This window comes from Mycobacterium avium subsp. avium (assembly GCF_009741445.1).
GTDB lineage: Bacteria > Actinomycetota > Actinomycetes > Mycobacteriales > Mycobacteriaceae > Mycobacterium > Mycobacterium avium.
On record NZ_CP046507.1, the window covers coordinates 3027579 to 3045202 of the forward strand.

A 17624-nucleotide genomic window follows, 5' to 3' on the forward strand; every position below is an offset into this window, starting at 1 on the left:
GTCGCGCGGCTAGTCGTTGTCCATCGCCCCTGGCGTGGTCTTGGACACCTGGACCAGGAACTCGTAGTTGTTCTTGGTCTTGCGCAGCTGGCTCATCAGCAGGTCGATGGCCTGGTGCGAATCCAGGCCGGACAGCACCCGGCGCAGCTTGTGCACGATGCCGAACTCGTCCGGCGACAGCAGCAGCTCGTCCTTGCGGGTGCCCGAGGGGTTCACGTCGACCGCCGGGAAGACCCGCCGCTCGGCGATCTTGCGGTCCAGCTTGAGCTCGGCGTTACCGGTGCCCTTGAACTCCTCGAAGATGACGGTGTCACCGGTGGATCCGGTCTCGACCATGGCGGTGGCGATGATGGTCAGCGAGCCGCCTTCCTCGATGTTGCGGGCGGCGCCCAGGAACCGCTTGGGCGGGTAGAGCGCGGTGGAGTCCACACCACCGGACAGGATGCGGCCCGAGGCGGGCGACGCGTTGTTGTAGGCGCGGCCCAGCCGGGTGATCGAGTCCAGCAGCACGACGACGTCCTTGCCCTGCTCGACGAGGCGCTTGGCGCGCTCGATGGCCAGCTCGGCGACCGAGGTGTGGTCGGACGGCGGCCGGTCGAACGTCGAGGCGATGACCTCGCCCTTGACCGAGCGCTGCATGTCGGTGACCTCCTCGGGCCGCTCGTCGACGAGCACGACCATGAGGTGGCATTCGGGGTTGTTCTTGGTGATCGCGTTGGCGATGTCCTGCAGGATGGTCGTCTTACCCGCCTTGGGCGGCGACACGATCAGCGCGCGCTGGCCCTTGCCGATCGGCATGATCAGGTCGATGACCCGGGTGGTCAGCCGGTCCGGCGTGGTCTCCAGGCGCAGCCGCTGGTTCGGGTACAGCGGCGTCAGCTTGCCGAATTCGGGACGCTTCTTGGCGTCCTCGACGGAGCCGCCGTTGACACTGTCCAGGCGCACCAACGGGTTGAACTTCTGCCGTTGGTTGGGTTGTTCGCCGTCCTTGGGCACCCGGACCGCACCGGTCACCGCGTCACCGCGGCGAAGGCCGTTCTTGCGCACCATGTTCATCGACACGTAGACGTCGTGCGGGCCGGCCAGGTAGCCGGAGGTGCGCACGAAGGCGTAGTTGTCGAGCACGTCGAGAATGCCGGCTACCGGTTGGACGACGTCGTCCTCGCGCAGTTCGGCGTCGCCGCCCTCACCGGACCGTTCGCCGCGGCGCCGGCGGTCACGGAAGCGGCGTCCCCGCCGGCCCTGACGTCCCTCGCCGTCGTCGTCCTGCTGGTTGGAGCCGCGCCCCTGCTGGCCACCGGAGCTCTGCTGGTCCTGGTCGCCGCCATCCTGCTTGCTTTGCTCGCGGCTGTCCTGCTTGTTTTGCTCGCGGCCGTCGGTCTCGCGGTCGGCGTCGTCGTTGCCGCGGCCGGCCGCTCCCGCGTCGCGGGACGCGCTGCGTCGTTCGCGGCGCGGCGCCTCGGCGGTGGCGCCGTTCTGGGCCGGCGCCTCGGCGGCGCTTTGAGCGCCGGTGTGGTCGTTGGCGTCCTTGGTGTCGGGCGTGGTGTCGTCCTTGGCGTCCTTGGCGTCGGGCTTGCCGCTGTCCTCGGCCGGCTCGGCGCCGTTGGCCTGCTCAGCGGGCGCGGCCCCGTTGGCCTGCCCCCGGACTTCCTTGATCGCGGCGATCAGTTCGTTCTTACGCATGCCCGACGTCCCCTTGACGCCGACCTGGTTAGCCAGCGCGCGCAGCTCGGGCAGCACCATGGTGGTCAGGGCACCGACCGGCGCATGCGTCTTCGCGTCTGGGGTGTCTGTGGTCACGGCAGGAGAGAGTTGATTGGCGTCAGTGTTTTCGCCAGCCGTGAACAGGTCCGTATCAGTCACGGATTTCCTTTCTTCCCCCGCTGATCAGCTCATACAGGGGGTTCGTTGCATTCAGCCAAATTGCCGAGTGCGCCCAATCATCGACTTTGCAACGGTGATCGCCTGGATCGGCGGAGTAAACGGCGAACCTCGTCCACAAGAAGAATTGGTGTTGTCCTAGCGGCAAGGCAGTATGTATGCAGATGCAGATGCTGCGATTGCTGGACGGCTCCGAGGATAGCCCCCATCCCTGCCGGAAGCAAGCAAACCCTCCGGCCACGCTGTGGATCAACCGACGACGGTGACTCCCGGGCTCCAGCGAACTCCTTCGCCGGCGGTCATTTCGGCGAGGGTGAATCCGTTCGCCGCCCCGTACTCCGTCACTTCCGGGGGCAACGCCGACGCTGTGGTCAGTGCGATCAACGAGGGACCGGCCCCGGAAAGCGTCGCTGCCACGTTATGACGCCGCAGCAGCCGCAAATATTCCGCCGAGGCGGGCATGGCCGGCGCCCGCTGCGGCTGATGCAGCACGTCCTCGGTGGCCGCCATCAGCAGATCCGGGCGTTCGGTGAGCGCGACCACCAGCAACGCGGCTCGGCTCACGTTGAAGCGTGCGTCCTCGTGGCTGACCTGCGCGGGCAGCAGCACCCGGGTCTCCGCGGTCAGCGAGCGTTCCTGGGGAATCGCGCAGTACAGGTGGATATCGGGGTGCAGCCGCAGCGGCGCCGCCGCGTACCGGGGGTGCTGTCCGCCGCGGTCGATCCAGGAAACGATCGCGCCACCAAACACGGCGGCCGCGGCGTTGTCCGGATGCCCCTCGAACTCCGAGGACAGCTGGATCAGCGCAGCATCACTCAGCGGTTGGCAATTCGCTTGTGCGACAAGGCCGTTCGCCGCAGCGAGGCCGCCGACTACCGCCGCGGCGGACGAGCCCAGGCCGCGGGAGTGCGGGATGGCGTTGCGGCAGCGCACCACCAGGCCCGCCGCGCGGACGCCGACGGCGCGCAGGCCGCACTCCACGGCGCGCACCACCAGGTGTTCCGGGCCGAGCGGCACCTGGTCGGCACCCTCGCCCTCGACCTGCACTACCAGGCCGGAATCGGTTGTCTCGACGGTGATCTCGTCGATGAGGCTCAGTGCCAGGCCGATGCTGTCGAAGCCGGGACCGAGATTGGCACTGGACGCCGACACGACGGCGGAGGCCACCAGCCCGGCGGGCAGCATGGAGGTCACCAACAGCCTTTCGTTGCGAGCGCGCCCATTCGTCAGGCCAGCCCGAGCTTCTCGACCACCAGGACCGGATCGACCGGCAGCGGGGTCACGGTCGGCATGTCCCGCAGCGCGGTGTCCGGATCCTTCAGGCCGTTGCCGGTCACCGTGCACACCACCGTCGACCCGCGCGCCACCCAGCCGTCCTCGACCGCCTTCAGCAGTCCCGCGATGCTGGCGGCCGAGGCGGGTTCGACGAACACGCCCTCGGACTCGGCGACCAGATGATAGGCGGCCAGGATCTCGTCGTCGGTGGCCGCCAGGAAGCGGCCGTGGGATTGCTGCTGCGCGTCGACGGCCGCGGTCCACGATGCCGGCGCGCCGATGCGGATCGCGGTCGCGATGGTCTCGGGGTTTTTGACCGGCTCGCCGTGCACGAGCGGGGCCGCCCCGGCGGCCTGGGTGCCGAGCATGCGGGGCAGCTTCTCGATCAGGCCCTCGTGGTGATATTCGGTGTATCCCTTCCAGTACGCGGTGATGTTGCCGGCGTTGCCGACCGGAAGCGCGTGCACGTCAGGCGCGGCGCCCAGGACGTCGACGATCTCGAACGCCGCGGTCTTCTGACCCTCGATGCGCACCGGGTTGACCGAATTGACCAAGGAGATCGTCGGGAAGTCGGCGGCCATCTTGCGGGCCAGCTCCAGGCAGTCGTCGAAGTTGCCGTCGATCTGAATGATCTTGGCGCCGTGCATGACCGCCTGCGCGAGCTTGCCCATCGCGATCTTGCCCTGCGGGATCAGCACCGCGCAGGTGATGCCGGCACGGGCCGCATAGGCCGCCGCCGACGCCGAGGTGTTGCCGGTGGAGGCGCACAGCACCGCCTGCTGGCCGCGCACCAGCGCGTCGGTGACCGCCATCGTCATGCCGCGGTCCTTGAAGGAGCCGGTGGGGTTGAGGCCCTCGACCTTGAGATGGACTGTGCAGCCGGTCTTTTCCGAGAGCCGGCGGGCCGGGATCAGCGGGGTGCCGCCCTCGAGCAGGGTCACCGGGGTCCAGTCGTCGCCCACCGGCAGCCGGTCCCGGTAGGCCTCGATGAGGCCGGGCCAGGGCTGATGGACGGCGGTGCGCTGGGCGCTCATAGGCTGGTCCCTTCCAGTCGCAGCACGCTCGTCACGCTCTGCACGACGTCCAAATCGGCGAGCGCATGCACGGTTTCGGAAAGCGCGGCATCGGTGGCGGTGTGGGTGACCACGACGATGCGGGCACCCACCCGGCGGCCGCCCTCGTCGGCGACGCCCTCCTGACGGACCTCGGCGATGCTCACCTCGCGCTTGGCGAATTCGGCCGCCACCGACGACAACACACCCGGCTTGTCGGCCACGTTCATGCTCACGTAGTAGCGGGTGGAGATGAAACCCATTGGTGCGACCGGGAGTTGGGCGTACTTGGACTCCCGCGGGCCGCGGCTGCCCAGCACCCGGTTTCGCGCGGCCATCACCAGGTCACCGGCCACCGCGGACGCCGTCGGCGCTCCACCGGCGCCCTGGCCGTAGAACATCAGCCGGCCGGAGGCCCTGGCCTCGACCACCACCGCGTTGAAGGCGCCGTTGACCGTGGCCAGCGGATGGGACAGCGGCACCAGCGCCGGGTAGACGCGCGCCGAAACCCGTTCCTGGCCATCGTCGCCGGTGATGCGTTCGCAGATGGACAACAGTTTGATGGTGCAGCCCAGGGCGCGGGCGGAGGCGAAGTCGGCCGGGGTGATCTTGGTGATGCCCTCCCGGTAGACGTCGTCGGCGGTCACCCGGGTGTGGAACGCGATCGACGCGAGAATCGCGGCCTTGGCCGCGGCGTCGTACCCCTCGACGTCGGCGGTGGGGTCGGCCTCGGCGTAGCCCAGGTCGCTGGCTTCGGCCAGCGCGGTGTCGTAGTCGGCGCCGGTGCTGTCCATCGCGGACAAGATGTAGTTGGTGGTGCCGTTGACGATGCCGGCGACCCGCAGCACCGTGTCACCCGCCAACGACTGGGTCAGCGGCCGGATCACCGGGATGGCGCCGGCCACGGCGGCCTCGAAATACAGGTCCACGTGCGCGCTTTCGGCGGCCTGTGCCAATTCGCCGGTGGAGGTGGACAGCAGCGCCTTGTTGGCCGTGACGACCGACTTGCCGTGCTCGAGCGCGCACAGAATGGCCTTGCGGGACGGTTCCACCGGCCCCATCAACTCCACGACGATGTCAACGTCGTCGCGCGCGGCGAGTCCTTCGATGTCGTCGGTGAGCAGCTCGACCGGAACACCGCGGTCGTCGGCGACGCGGCGCACCCCGACGCCCCGCAGCACCAGGGGGGCACCGATGCGGGCCGCCAGGTCACCGGCGCTGTCCTCGATGATGCGGACGACTTCGCTGCCGACGTTGCCCAACCCGAGTACCGCTACACCAACCGGCTTTTCGTCACGGGGCACAGCTCACCTCACTTCCAGACTCAGTAGATCGTCGACCGTCTCGCGGCGCAGCACCAGACGCGCGCGGCCGTCACGCACCGCGACGACGGCCGGGCGGCAGACCATGTTGTACCGACTCGACAGCGAATAACAGTAGGCGCCGGTGGCGGCCACCCCGATCAGGTCACCGGGCCTCAGATCGCCGGGGACCCAGGTGTCTCGAACCACGATATCGCCGCTCTCGCAATGCTTTCCGACAATCCGGGCCAACTCGGCGGGTGCATCGCTGACCCGGGAGACCAGCCGGGCGTCGTACTGGGCGTCATACAGCGCGGTGCGGATGTTGTCGCTCATGCCGCCGTCCACGCTCACGTAGCGCCGGTGCGCGGTGGCGCTCACGTCGACGTCCTTGACGGTGCCCACCTCGTAGAGGGTTATCGTGCCGGGGCCGGCGATGGCCCGTCCCGGCTCGACCACCAGCCGCGGTGTCGGCAGCCTCACCGCCGCGGACTCGTGCTGCACGATCGCGCTCAGCTTGCCCGCCAGCTCACCCATCGGCGGCGGCTCGTCCGCGGCTAGGTACGAAATGCCAAGTCCCCCACCGAGATCCACGGTGGCTATCTGCGCTGTTTTCTCGACGCCGAACTGCTCGACCGCGTCGTGCAGCAAGCCGATGACGCGGCGGGCGGCGAGTTCGAAGCCGGCGACGTCGAAGATCTGCGAACCGATGTGGCTGTGCAGGCCGACCAGCCGCAGGTGTTCGGTGTCGAAAACCCGGCCGACGGCGGCCAGCGCGGCACCGCTGGCCACGGACAGCCCGAACTTCTGGTCCTCATGCGCGGTGGAGATGAACTCGTGGGTGTGGGCCTCCACACCGACGGTGAGACGCACGAAGACGTCCTGGACGATGCCCGCGTCGGCCGCGATGGCGTCCAGCCGCTCGATCTCGGTCATCGAGTCCAAAACGACATGCCCCACACCGGCTTTGACCGCGGCCGTCAGCTCCGCGACGGATTTGTTGTTGCCGTGGAAGGTGATTCGCTCCGGGGGGAAGTCGGCGTGCAGGGCGACGGCCAGTTCGCCGCCGGTGCACACGTCGAGTGACAGGCCTTCCTCGTCGATCCAGCGGGCCACCTCGCTGCACAGGAAGACCTTGGCGGCATAGTGCACGTTGTTGCCGCCGCCGAAGGCCGACGCGATCTCGCGGCAGCGGGACCGAAAGTCGTCCTCGTCGACAACGAACAGCGGGGTGCCGTACTCGCGGGCCAGCTCGGTCACCGCGACCCCGGCGATGGTCGCGACGCCGGCCTCGTTGCGAGTCGCGTTGCGGGGCCACACATTCGGCGCGAGCACCAACAGCTCCTCGGGAGACTGCGGGCGCGGCGGGCTTTCAGGGTGGCGGGTCTCTTCGGCATGCCGAGGACCGGCGGGGTGGACGTTCACATTCGCTCCGGAGCGGTCACGCCCAGTATCGCCAGCCCGTTGGCGATCACCTGCCGGGTCGCCTGGCACAGCGCCAGCCGGGCGGTGTGCAGATCGGTGGGCTGCTCGTCGCCCTGCGGCAGCACCCGGCAGGAGTCGTAGAACCGGTGGTAGTCACCGGCCAGGTCCTCCAGATACCGGCACACCCGGTGCGGCTCGCGCAGCGACGCCGCGGTTTTGAGCACCCGCGGGAATTCGCCGAGGGTGCGCAGCAGCGTCCCCTCCTTGTCGTGGCTGAGCAGTTCCAGGTGCGCGGTGTCGGGGATGAGGCCCAGTTCGGCGGCATTACGGGCCAGCGCGGACAGCCGGGCGTGCGCGTATTGCACGTAGTAGACCGGGTTTTCGTTCGACGCCGAGGACCACAGCGCCAGCTCGATGTCGATCGGGGTGTCCACCGAGGAGCGGATCAGGCTGTAGCGCGCCGCGTCGACGCCGATCGCCTCGACCAGGTCGTCGAGCGTGATCACGGTTCCCGCCCGCTTGCTCATCCGGACCGGCTGGCCGTCGCGGACCAGGTTGACCATCTGCCCGATGAGCACCTCGACGGCGGCCGGGTCGTCGCCGAACGCGGCGGCGACCGCCTTGAGCCGGGCGATGTAGCCGTGGTGGTCGGCGCCCAGCATGTAGATGCACAGGTCGAAGCCGCGCTGCCGCTTGTCCAGGTAGTAGGCGATGTCGCCGGCGATGTAGGCGGGCTTGCCGTCGCTCTTGATCACCACGCGGTCTTTGTCATCACCAAATGCACTGGTGCGCAACCACGTTGCGCCGTCCTTCTCGTAGATGTTGCCGGTTTCGCGCAGCCGGGCGATGGCTTGGTCGACCCGGCCGCTGGTGTGCATCGAGTCTTCGTGGGTGTACACGTCGAAGTCGGTGCCGAACTCGTGCAGCGACTCTTTGATGTGGGTGAACATCAGGTCGACGCCGATGGCGCGGAAGGTCTCGCGCAGCTGCGGCTCGGGCAGGCTCAGCGCGTCGGGCGCCTGGCGCAGCACCTGGGCGGCGATGTCGTTGATGTAGCTGCCGGCGTAGCCGTCTTCGGGCGTCGGCTCGCCCTTGGCGGCGGCGATCAGCGAGCTGGCGAACCGGTCGATCTGGGCGCCGTGGTCGTTGAAATAGTATTCGCGCACCACGCCGGCGCCCTGGGTGGACAGCAGCCGGCCCAGCGCGTCGCCGACGGCGGCCCAGCGGGTGCCGCCGATGTGGATCGGCCCGGTGGGGTTGGCCGAGACGAATTCCAGGTTGATGTTGTGGGTGGATTGCGCGTCGGAGTGGCCGTAGCGGTCGCCGGCGTCGAGCACGTTGGTGACGACGACGGCCTGCGCCGACGCCTCGAGGCGCAGGTTGATGAAGCCCGGGCCGGCCACCTCCGCCGAGGCGATGCCGTCGGTTTCGGCCAGCGCGGCGGCCAGCCATCCGGCCAGCTCGCGGGGATTGGCGCCGACCTTTTTGCCCAGCTGCAGCGCGAGGTTGCTGGCGTAGTCGCCGTGCTCGGGGTTGCGGGGGCGCTCGACGACGACCGTCGCCGGCAACGCGGCCGCGTCCAGCCCACGCTCGGCCAGCACCGCGGCGGCGGTGTTTCTGAGCAGCTCGGCGAGGTCAGCGGGGGTCACGAGCGTCCATCCTATTGGCTGAGGTGCCCGCGCCCCGAATCCATTGCGGTGACGAAGCGGTCATCCGGATGCGTTAGGCTGTCGGGGCCCATTGGTGCAACAACAACGTTGTCGCGCCCCCGTAGCTCAGGGGATAGAGCGTCTGCCTCCGGAGCAGAAGGCCGCAGGTTCGAATCCTGCCGGGGGCACCAAGCAAAAGTGCTCTCACCAGCCAATATAGTCGTTATGATGGGGCCCTGGCGGCGGGACCCAACAGTCTTCCAACCTCAGCCGTCTTCGCTCGTAGTCCGGATTCGCTAGCTGTCATGGCGTGCGGACCGACCGAGGCTCGACACCTGGCCAGGCGTCAGACCATGTACCTACGATGAGTTCCCGAGTGGCTTTCAGGGCATCTCGACACGCGGCACCAACCGACGCCGAACGACCACACAGGGAGCCAATCGCAAAGTACAGTTTCGGCAGCTTAAACGGGGAGGTGACGGTGGGGATTGCTGACTCGCTAGAGGGCAGTGACCTCGTATTGCTCATGCTTGCGGCTCCGACGAAAGTCGCGTCCGCGGTTAACCGGGTAAATGGAATTACTCGGCTTGAAAAGCTGCTGTTCCTTGTACAGCAGGAGACGGACATTCCGAACGTCGTCAGCAAAGACAGATTACAATTCGTTGCGTATGACTACGGTCCATTCTCCAAAGACGTTTACCAAGCCGTCGAATTGCTCGAGGAGGCCGAGTTGGTCATAGAAGAGCGAGTTGTCGACGGCAGAACAATCGACAGCATGGAAGATGTTGACGTTACCGGGGCGGTTGAAGGCGATGAATACGTTGAGCGACAATTCTTGCTAACGGAAAAGGGCGCTGCGGTCGCGCGCCTTCTTGGACGCCACCATCCCGATGTCGTGTCCGCGCTCTCCGCCATCAAGGATCAGTACGCAGCTCGGCCACTGTCGTCATTGATACGTCACGTTTACCGCACATATCCCGACTCAGCGGTCAATTCGAAGATCGCTCATCGGTTCAGGTGAGTCAGGATGTCATCGCCGTGACGCTGTCATGGCTAGCTGAAGACGAACCTCATCGCTTCAAGTTTGATTCCGCGTGGTTGTTTCTGGTTACACCAGTCACTCTTTTCGCCGTTGCCGCTATAGTTCGTGGCTTCACAGCCGAAGATCGGGTTCGCAATAACTGTGCTAGCAAGATAGGCACCGTGAAAGACGCTGTCTTCTCTACCGAGGTGCATCCGGCTCTCGCGGAAATCGTCGTTAAAATCTACCCGTACTTTCCAAAGGAAATCGCCCAAATAATCATCGAAGATAGGGAATACCTCCGAGGCCAACCGGGACGTGACCCCGAACTGGAAGCGACGAGGATACTGAGCTATCGCGCATCGTTCGCGACTAGTCTCAGCTCTCTAGAAGAGCACTATGGGAAGATCCACCGTGCCAGTTCGGTGCATGGTCGACTTGTCGCCCACAGTCAGCGGTGCGCAGCAGCCATGGGATTTTTCCTGGTCGCATGGCTATACATCAGCTGTTACCTGATGCTGCCCACGGTTCAGTTTCCTAATGCTTTGACTATCTTCGTCGTCGCGTTATTCGCTGCCTCGGTAGGGTGGGCCGCCTGCGAGTGGTGGGGCGCCAACCGCGAGAACAACGCCCTGTCTACATTGGTTCGACGGGCGCAGCAGGCATCGACTGGACAAACATCGTGACAACCGTTGCCACCGCCGCGCGAGACCACACGCAAGTCGCCCGTCAGTCTGAGGCGGCGCTGATCGCCGTAACGGCTCGCCGATTGCGAAATGACTGGCCTACGAGAGCGATTGGCCTCGAAGTACGTTCGCACGGTAGGGCTCGTACCGATATATGCGTCCGTGTTCGCGACCTCTGTGAAGCGATCGGAAGCGATTTGGTTGTCGGCATCGAAGTGAAGTTAACAGATTGGAATCGTGCACTTCGGCAAGCTGCATTGAATCGCTACGCGGTTGATGCATCGATGATCGCCATGCCAGCGAGCCGACTGAACGAAACGATCGTCCGGGCCGCAGACGACTACGGCGTGGGTGTGCTCGCGTTGAGGCCCCGGGCAATCGAGGTTGTGGTTCCCGCAACAGCAAGTTGCCCGGATGCTGCCCTTCACGCACGAATAGTCGCGCAACTTGTTCCGGTGCGAGCTAGGGGAAAGCTCAAGGTGAATCAAATCGTGAAGGGGCGATAAACAGGATGCGCCATCTGCTTGCCTACGGGAACAGCGATCAAGCGAGCTTCCGTAACGCCGAGGTTCGAAACTCGTTCGACGTGATGACAGTTCCAGGAACTATCGCGGCTTACTACCCCGAGGCGACCGCCGGGTTCGTCCTGTCGAGCCAGATCGACTATTTGATTGACCCGCGTACTCCGCTCTTTCAGGACTTCCTTGACGCCCCGCGCGCATCGCACTTTGCTCTGGCCGAGTGGCATGGGTCAACTGTTGCTGCGACGTTAGGTGACGACGGGGCCAACTTCGATACAGCCTTCTGGTCGCCCGATGTCGTCGACGAAATGGTAAGGGAAGTAGTTCGTCGCCAACGCGAGTACGACGAGAACGGGCCGCTCGTTCAAACGAAGCTAGATCGGTACGCGGCTTTACTTGCAGAGGCTTTGGCCGAGCAAGGTGAGCAACGACCGGCACGAGAAACGAAGAAACCATATTGCATTCTTGCGCCATACTTCGCCGTGTCGGGGGTCGATGATCCGTGGTGGCAAGTGATGCAGTCGGTTTGGAGTACTTGCGCTTCGCTGCGTCAGCCGAAAGAGATTATCCCGGTTCTCTGCGTCGATGGGCGACCGCAGAAGGCCGTTGATGGCGTAACGACGCTTGAAGCTCTGTTGCCACTAGTTCCACAATCGCTGTCGAGAGCGTGCTTCTTCTGGATTACGAACTTTGATGAACGCAAGGCGTCCGAGGAGCAGCTACGCCATCTCTGGCAGGTCGTAGTCAACAATGGAGATTCCCGAAGTCTTGTAAACATGTATGGTGGTTTCTTCAGCATTTGCCTTCGCTACGCGGGATTGGCGGCGTTTGGAAACGGCTTGACGTACAGCGAGTTCCGCGATTGGCCTGCACTGAATGCTACAGGTGCCGCCCCTCCGCGGTATTACGTTCGGGATCTGCACGCGTTCCTTTCGCCCGCCGTCGCTGCCCAACTCGTGGCCGCGGACGATTCTTTCGTATGCCCGTGCTCGGCTTGCACTGACTGGCGAGCAACCGGACAAACGATTGCCTCGCTGCCCTACCACGATCTCAAGAGGCACTTCGCGCTTGCGCGGCGATGGGAGCTTGATACAACGGAGAGCTCGACTCCGACCGACATAGCAGCGACCCTGCGCAACGCGAAAGAACGACTCGACTTAGCGCGAAGCAACAACATGGTCCTGGGATCGCTGCAGCCAGCCGATTATCTCAACCGTTGGAGCGCCGTCCTTACAAATCCTTGAAGGCCGGGTACGGTACTCAATACGGCGTCGCAATCCTTCGACCCGCAGTGACACGACGTAGTATTCAGCTCGCCGCTTGCAGGTGTGCAGCTTGGCCTCGGCAAAGAAACCGTAGTTACTCGCGGCCCGGTCTCACCCGTACCAAGCGCCTCGAGAGTCGCTAATGCGTTGCCGCATCGGCTGGTCAATAGCGATCGATCAGTGCGCCGCCTAAAATCATGGGGTTATGGGGCAAGATTCATTGCAGGTCGTGCCCGCCGAGCTAGTCGCTACAGCGGCCCAGTGGCAGGCGCTTAGTTCCCAGTTCATTGGGGCGCCGCCGTCGCCGGGGCTGTCATTCGAGGCCACGACGGCGGCCGTGAATGCCCTCAACGCGGCGATCGGCGCTACTGCGGCGTCATTCGTAGCGCGCACGCAGGAAACGGTCGGCGGGGTGACCACGGCATCCGGCGGATACCTCAGCCAGGAGGCCACATCGGCGGCCGCGATGAATGACGTGACAAACGTGAGGGTGGTCTGATGCCCGCCACACTCTCGCAGATCCTGGCGTGGTCCACCGAGCACCTCATCGAGGCTGCCGGCTATTGGACGCAAACCGCCGACCGCTGGGAAGACGGCTTCTTGACGATGCGCAACCAGGCGCAATCCATCGCGTGGCGTGGTGCTGGCGGTGACGCGCTGCGAGAACGCACCCAGGCCGACCTGTCCGTCGTCAGCGCCAAGGCCGATCTATTGCGGCAGGCCGCTGGAATAGCCCGCAACGGTGCCAGCGACATCAGCGCAGCCCAGCGCCGCGTCGTCTACGGCATCGAAGACGCCCAGAACGCGGGATTCACTGTCGGAGAAGACTTGTCAGTGACCGACACCCGCAGCACCAGCCCGGCAGAACGGGCCGCGCGCCAAGCTCAGGCCGAAGCGTTCGCCGCTGACATCCGTTTGCGCGCCGAACAACTCGACGGGGCCGACACCAAGGTCGCCGCTCAGCTCACCGCCGCTACTGCCGGTCTCGGCGGCAGCGGCTTTGCGCCAGCCTCGAGTCCAAACTCCAATCACGGCGCAGCCGCCGCCGACCGCACGACACCTGGCTCGAACCGCAACGGGGTGCGCCTTGTCGACTTCAAGCAGGACGGCGGCCCACAACCACAACCGCAACCCCAGCCTGGGGCTCCGCAGCCAGCGCAGCAGCCCAGCTTCTTAGACCAGTACAAGCAAGCTCTCACGTCACCCGGCCAGCCAGCGCAGCCGGCTGCCACACCTATGCCGGCATTCGGTCCGCGACCAGACCCCGGTCCTCAGCCGGCGCCAGGACCGATGCCTACCGTGCCGCCTCAACCGAGCTTCGGGCAGTGCGTAGGGGGTCAGGTGAAAGCTAACGTCGGCAAGGATATGGTCAAAGGCGGATTCGAGACAGGCATCAAGGGTGCGATCGTCGGTGCGGCAGGTGGCGGAATAGCCACTCCCGAGTTCGCCGGCGCAGGGGCGTTGCCCGGGGCCGTCCTCGGCTTTGTCGGCGGGTTCGCGAAGGGTGTAGAGGAAGCCCCCGTCAAAGCGGCGCTAGAAGGCGCAGCCGAATGCGCCGATGTACCGATACCGGGGTGGATGAAGTGATCAACATCAAACGGGCGGTGCTCATTCTGCCGCTGTATGTTGCCGCGCTGACTGCCGTCGACATGGTGTTCCATTCAACTCGCGTCAACCCCAGCAAGTCTGTTCCAGTCTGGATAGTCGTCGGTTTTATTGCCTCTGCAATAGCCGTAGTTGCCGTAGGGATCTGGTACTTCACTCAACGGGCCAGCGGCAAGATTTCACAGAAACGCGAGCACGCTTACATAGCGCTCCTCGTCGGCGTAATGGCGTCCCTTTTTGCCGGCGACGTACTGGGTAGCATGGCATCACTTCTTTTAGGCGGCAGGTCGGTGTGGGCCATGGCGCCAAGCTATGCACTCTCATACGTCGTCTTATTGTGGGCGATAGCGTGGACGTCGAAAGCGCTGGATAGTCGCGCTGGCAACGCAGATGACCGCAGCGGCACCCCACGCTAAACACTTCACTTCCAGCGAGACCCGCCGCGATGGGGCTCGCGGGTTTCGTCGGCGGGTTCGTTAAGGGCCTTCTCGAAGCGCCCGTAAAGTCAGCCGTCGAAGGCGCAGTGGAATGCGCTGACATTCCGGTACCGGGGTTGCCGAAGCCGTGATCAACCTGAAGCGCGCGGTCCTACTCTTGCCGGCGTACATCGCCGCGATGATCACGTCGACATTGTGTTCAAGTCAGCCCACATAGCCCCCAGCAAGCCCCTGCCGGTGTGGCTCGTGGCGGGATTCATCGCCTCGGCGATCGTCGTTGTCGCCGTTGGGATCTGGTACTTCACTCAACGAAGATCGGGCAAGGTCACACGCAAGCGGGAGCACGCCTACATCGCCATCATGGCGGGAGTGGCGGTATCGGGATTCGTAGGCGACACCGTGAGCGGCGTAGCCGGGCTGTTCATGGGCGGGAAGTCGTTGTGGGTCATGGTGCCGAGCTACGCGCTCGCTTACGTCGTTCTCCTGTGGACGATTGCGTTCACCGCGAAAGCGCTTGACGGTGGTGCCGGCAATGTCGATCAGCGCAGCGGTTCCGCGCACTGAACCAACACCGCGGTGACCGCGGTAGCCCTGGAGATTTCTGCGGCAGTCATTGTTGTCGGGACGTGGGCATAGCCATACGAAACCAGCGTCGGCGGCGGCCTACCAAACGCGAAGCGCCCGTGAGGGATTAGGCCGGCGCCCGGCTCAGGATGAACGCCTCGATATGGCGATCGCCAGCCCGCACCTCGTATTTTCGCCAACCGGGATACAGCTCGACACCTTTGGCCCAGATCTGGTCGCGCTCGTCGGGCGTGGCCAGCCGCGCGGTGGCATGCCAGCTGTCGCGCCCGACCGTGACCGTCGCTTCCGGGTGGCCCTTGAGGTTGAAATACCAGGCCGGATGCTTGGCGCCGCCGAAGTTGGATGCGATCAGGGCCAGGCCCTCGGGATGCGGAATCCCGTACACGGGGACGGTGCGCGACTCACCGGATTTGGCGCCCGTCGTGGTGAGCATGACCACCGGGATGCCGGTTGCCAACCCGGCGAAGCTGCTCCGCCCGCCGGTGGCCTTAGCGACGAGGCGGTCGAGGTGATGCGCCGTCGGGCGCAGCAGCGCCACGCCGGCGGTCGTGGACGCGAAGCGGCGCATCAACCGGTGAAAAGCATTCGCATCGTCGAACGATCGCCCGGACATGGCCTCAGTGTGACTCGCCGGACGGCGTCGAGGGGCGTTTTGGCCCGACCGGGGCGAGCTGTCGAAAAAACGAGCCACAGGCGTCACAGGCGGCGTTAAGCTGCTGGTCGTGGGCGTGCGGGTGGTCACGAAGAGCGCCGGCCGATGGCTGGCGGTCGCGGCCTCCCTCGTCATCTCCGCCGCCATGATCCACGCCCAGGGCACCAAGCCGCGCTGCTGCCCCGCGCCACCGGCGGCGGCGCCCACCCCCAGCGCCACCGCCTCCAGCGCCGCCGCGAACCCACCGCCGGCCGGCGCACCGCGCACCGCCAGTCCTGCCGAGGTGGAATCGCTGACGGCCCTGGCGCCACCCGCCCCGTCCGCGGGGCAGCAATTCCAGCTCGCACTGCCGCACAGCGTGGGCTCCGAGGACCGGCTGCAGGTCAAGACCATCTGGGCGGCGCGCGCCATCAGCGTGCTGTTCCCCCAGATCACGACCATCTACGGGTATCGGGAAGACCCGTTGCCGTGGCACCCCAACGGGCTGGCGATCGACGTGATGATCCCGAACTACCACACCCCCGAAGGCATCGAGCTCGGCAACCAGATCGCCGGCTACGCCCTGGCGAACGCCAAACGCTGGGGAATCAATCACGTGATCTGGCGGCAGAAGATCTATCCGGGCGTCGGCGGGGGCAACTGGATGGCGGACCTGGGCTCCGAAACCGCCGACCACTACGACCATGTCCACATCGCCACCGACGGCGGCGGTTACCCGAGCGGGCACGAGACCTATTACATCGCGTCGATGACCCCTACGCCGCCGGACTGAACGGCCGAGCCGTTGCGCGGCAACGGGATTGCCACCACCGAACGCTCGCCTTGCTGACGGCGCCGGTCGTCGGGCATAAATGCGTTTGCGCGGTTTGCGCCGTTCCGCGCGCAACCCGGCGTCATAGCCCGCATACTGAGCCGGTTGCACCCCACCGAAAGAAGGAGCCACGCATCATGTCTGTTTGCGGGCTACGCATGTTATGCATTCCGGCCGCCGTTGCTGCGGCGTTGACCGTAGGTAGCGGGATCGCCGTCGCCGACGACGACGGGTACCTCGCCCAACTGAAGAAGATCGGCGTCGCCTGGCAGCCGGGCGGCGACACCACGCTGATTCAGCTGGGCCACGCGATCTGCTCGGACCGCGCCGCGGGCAAAACCCCGGACGAGCTGGCCGCCGATGTGCATTCCGGCCTGAACAGTTCCTTCAACTACGCCGACGCCACCGCCATCGTCAGCGCCGCGGAATCCAACTACTGCCCCTGATCCGTCACGGGCGCGCCGGTTGATTCCGGGCGCAACAGGAACAGGCCGTACGCGGCGATCGACTGCGCGTCGGCGATGACGCCCGTCCGGATCATCTGCTCGACGTCGTCGCGGGAGAACCAGGCGCTGCGCATGTCCTGCTCCTCGTGCTCGCGGTCGGCTTCACCCTCGACGATCCCGGTGGCCAGGAACACCCAGCCGCGCTGACTGCTCATCCCCGGGGCCACGTCGAGCCGGCCCAGCGACTCGAACGTCGTTGCGCGCAATCCGGTTTCCTCGCGCAGCTCGCGCCGGGCCAGCTCGACGGGATCGGCGTCGGCCAACTCCGGAGCGGTGCCCTGGGGAAACTCCCAGCGCCGCTCCCCGATCGGGTAGCGGAACTGCTCCACCAACCCGAAACGGCGCCCGTCGTAGGGCATCACCAGCGCGTACGAAGGCTTGTCGACCACGCTGTAGATGCCCGCGCTGCCGTCCGGGCGGCGGATGTCGTCCTCGCGCAACACCATCCACGGGTTGCGGTAGATCTCCCGGCTGGCGAGGCGTTCGATGAAAGTCACGCCGCCCAGTATCGCGACGAACACCACACCCGACACGGCCAGGAGTAGCGTCCCGATTCATGCCGTCCGCAGAAGCCATCACCGACACCGTGAATCGCTACCTGGCGCTCGTCGCCACCGGTACCGCCGACGACATCGTGACCCTGTACGCGGCCGACGCCACCATCGAGGATCCGATCGGCGCCGACATTCGCCGCGGGCACGACGCGATCCGGGCCTTCTATGCGGGATTCCAGGACGCCAAGAAGGACACCGAACTCGCCGAATTGCGGGTCTCCGGCAGCGAAGCCGCCTTCCTGTGGCACCTCACGCTCGACGCCGGCGACACCCGGACCCGCATCTCGCCCATCTCGACGATGTCGTTCGACGAGGACGCCAAGATCACGGCGATGCGCGCGTTCTGGTCCCCGACCGACGTCCAGGTCCTCTAGCACCGCCTTACCGCGTCGCACTGG

General features: G+C 65.8%; 18 protein-coding genes and 1 tRNA gene. 11 read left to right on the top strand and 8 right to left on the bottom strand.

The window, feature by feature from the left end; all coding sequences use genetic code 11:
* Positions 1–9 precede the first annotated feature (9 nt).
* From rho to argS, 6 genes are all read right to left on the bottom strand, one after another.
* A complete protein-coding gene (gene rho / locus MAA44156_RS13975) occupies positions 10–1863 on the bottom strand; it encodes a transcription termination factor Rho (protein WP_029248424.1) in 1854 nt (617 codons plus the stop codon).
* Between the two features lie 267 nt (positions 1864–2130).
* Entirely contained in the window at positions 2131–3066 is a 936-nt protein-coding gene (gene thrB / locus MAA44156_RS13980; RefSeq protein WP_033711766.1) for a homoserine kinase, read from the bottom strand.
* Positions 3067–3107: 41 nt separating this feature from the next.
* The gene (gene thrC, locus MAA44156_RS13985; protein ID WP_009975701.1) at positions 3108–4190 is read right to left on the bottom strand and encodes a threonine synthase; all 1083 of its coding nucleotides are present in this window, start codon (positions 4188–4190) and stop codon (positions 3108–3110) included.
* Complete coding sequence (locus tag MAA44156_RS13990) at positions 4187–5512, bottom strand: homoserine dehydrogenase (RefSeq protein ID WP_003873236.1); 1326 nt, start codon at positions 5510–5512, stop codon at positions 4187–4189. Before MAA44156_RS13990 ends, thrC begins: the two co-directional genes overlap by 4 nt.
* A gap of 3 nt (positions 5513–5515) precedes the next feature.
* Positions 5516–6934: a diaminopimelate decarboxylase gene (lysA, locus tag MAA44156_RS13995; protein ID WP_009975699.1), complete on the bottom strand. Its 1419-nt coding sequence runs from the start codon at positions 6932–6934 to the stop codon at positions 5516–5518.
* Positions 6931–8583 carry an arginine--tRNA ligase gene (gene argS / locus MAA44156_RS14000; protein WP_009975697.1) on the bottom strand — a complete coding sequence of 551 codons (1653 nt, stop codon included), beginning with the start codon at positions 8581–8583 and terminating at the stop codon, positions 6931–6933. The genes lysA and argS overlap by 4 nt, the downstream gene beginning before the upstream one ends.
* 115 nt (positions 8584–8698) lie before the next feature.
* Between argS and MAA44156_RS14005 the strand changes: the two genes are divergently transcribed.
* From MAA44156_RS14005 to MAA44156_RS14040, 8 genes are all read left to right on the top strand, one after another.
* Positions 8699–8774 (top strand) — tRNA-Arg (locus tag MAA44156_RS14005).
* A gap of 290 nt (positions 8775–9064) precedes the next feature.
* Positions 9065–9604 carry a hypothetical protein gene (locus tag MAA44156_RS14010; RefSeq protein ID WP_128971811.1) on the top strand — a complete coding sequence of 180 codons (540 nt, stop codon included), beginning with the start codon at positions 9065–9067 and terminating at the stop codon, positions 9602–9604.
* Positions 9601–10290, top strand: coding sequence for a hypothetical protein (locus MAA44156_RS14015; protein ID WP_128971810.1), 690 nt, complete (start codon positions 9601–9603; stop codon positions 10288–10290). Before MAA44156_RS14010 ends, MAA44156_RS14015 begins: the two co-directional genes overlap by 4 nt.
* 511 nt (positions 10291–10801) lie before the next feature.
* The gene (locus tag MAA44156_RS14020; RefSeq protein ID WP_134799933.1) at positions 10802–12055 is read left to right on the top strand and encodes a hypothetical protein; all 1254 of its coding nucleotides are present in this window, start codon (positions 10802–10804) and stop codon (positions 12053–12055) included.
* A 226-nt stretch (positions 12056–12281) separates the two neighbouring features.
* Positions 12282–12575: a hypothetical protein gene (locus MAA44156_RS14025; RefSeq protein WP_009975693.1), complete on the top strand. Its 294-nt coding sequence runs from the start codon at positions 12282–12284 to the stop codon at positions 12573–12575.
* Positions 12575–13663 carry a hypothetical protein gene (locus tag MAA44156_RS14030; RefSeq protein ID WP_009975692.1) on the top strand — a complete coding sequence of 363 codons (1089 nt, stop codon included), beginning with the start codon at positions 12575–12577 and terminating at the stop codon, positions 13661–13663. Before MAA44156_RS14025 ends, MAA44156_RS14030 begins: the two co-directional genes overlap by 1 nt.
* Positions 13627–14097 carry a hypothetical protein gene (locus MAA44156_RS14035; RefSeq protein WP_023879809.1) on the top strand — a complete coding sequence of 157 codons (471 nt, stop codon included), beginning with the start codon at positions 13627–13629 and terminating at the stop codon, positions 14095–14097. The genes MAA44156_RS14030 and MAA44156_RS14035 overlap by 37 nt, the downstream gene beginning before the upstream one ends.
* Before the next feature lie 267 nt (positions 14098–14364).
* Positions 14365–14682 carry a hypothetical protein gene (locus MAA44156_RS14040; RefSeq protein WP_227974634.1) on the top strand — a complete coding sequence of 106 codons (318 nt, stop codon included), beginning with the start codon at positions 14365–14367 and terminating at the stop codon, positions 14680–14682.
* Positions 14683–14809: 127 nt separating this feature from the next.
* On the opposite strand, the gene MAA44156_RS14045 is transcribed toward MAA44156_RS14040, so the two are convergent.
* Positions 14810–15316 (bottom strand): nitroreductase family deazaflavin-dependent oxidoreductase, encoded by a 507-nt coding sequence (locus tag MAA44156_RS14045; protein WP_009975688.1) that lies wholly within the window; start codon positions 15314–15316, stop codon positions 14810–14812.
* Positions 15317–15425: 109 nt separating this feature from the next.
* Between MAA44156_RS14045 and MAA44156_RS14050 the strand changes: the two genes are divergently transcribed.
* Positions 15426–16127, top strand: a complete 702-nt coding sequence (locus tag MAA44156_RS14050) for a VldE C-terminal domain-containing protein (protein WP_009975687.1) — start codon at positions 15426–15428, stop codon at positions 16125–16127.
* A 197-nt stretch (positions 16128–16324) separates the two neighbouring features.
* On the top strand, positions 16325–16612 hold the full coding sequence (locus tag MAA44156_RS14055; RefSeq protein WP_023879808.1) for a DUF732 domain-containing protein: 288 nt from the start codon (positions 16325–16327) through the stop codon (positions 16610–16612).
* On the opposite strand, the gene MAA44156_RS14060 is transcribed toward MAA44156_RS14055, so the two are convergent.
* Positions 16600–17205: an NUDIX domain-containing protein gene (locus tag MAA44156_RS14060; RefSeq protein WP_009975686.1), complete on the bottom strand. Its 606-nt coding sequence runs from the start codon at positions 17203–17205 to the stop codon at positions 16600–16602. The genes MAA44156_RS14055 and MAA44156_RS14060 overlap by 13 nt on opposite strands.
* Positions 17206–17228: 23 nt before the next feature.
* On the opposite strand from MAA44156_RS14060, the gene MAA44156_RS14065 reads away from it, so the two are divergent.
* A complete protein-coding gene (locus MAA44156_RS14065; protein ID WP_009975685.1) occupies positions 17229–17600 on the top strand; it encodes a nuclear transport factor 2 family protein in 372 nt (123 codons plus the stop codon).
* Positions 17601–17624: the final 24 nt, after the last annotated feature.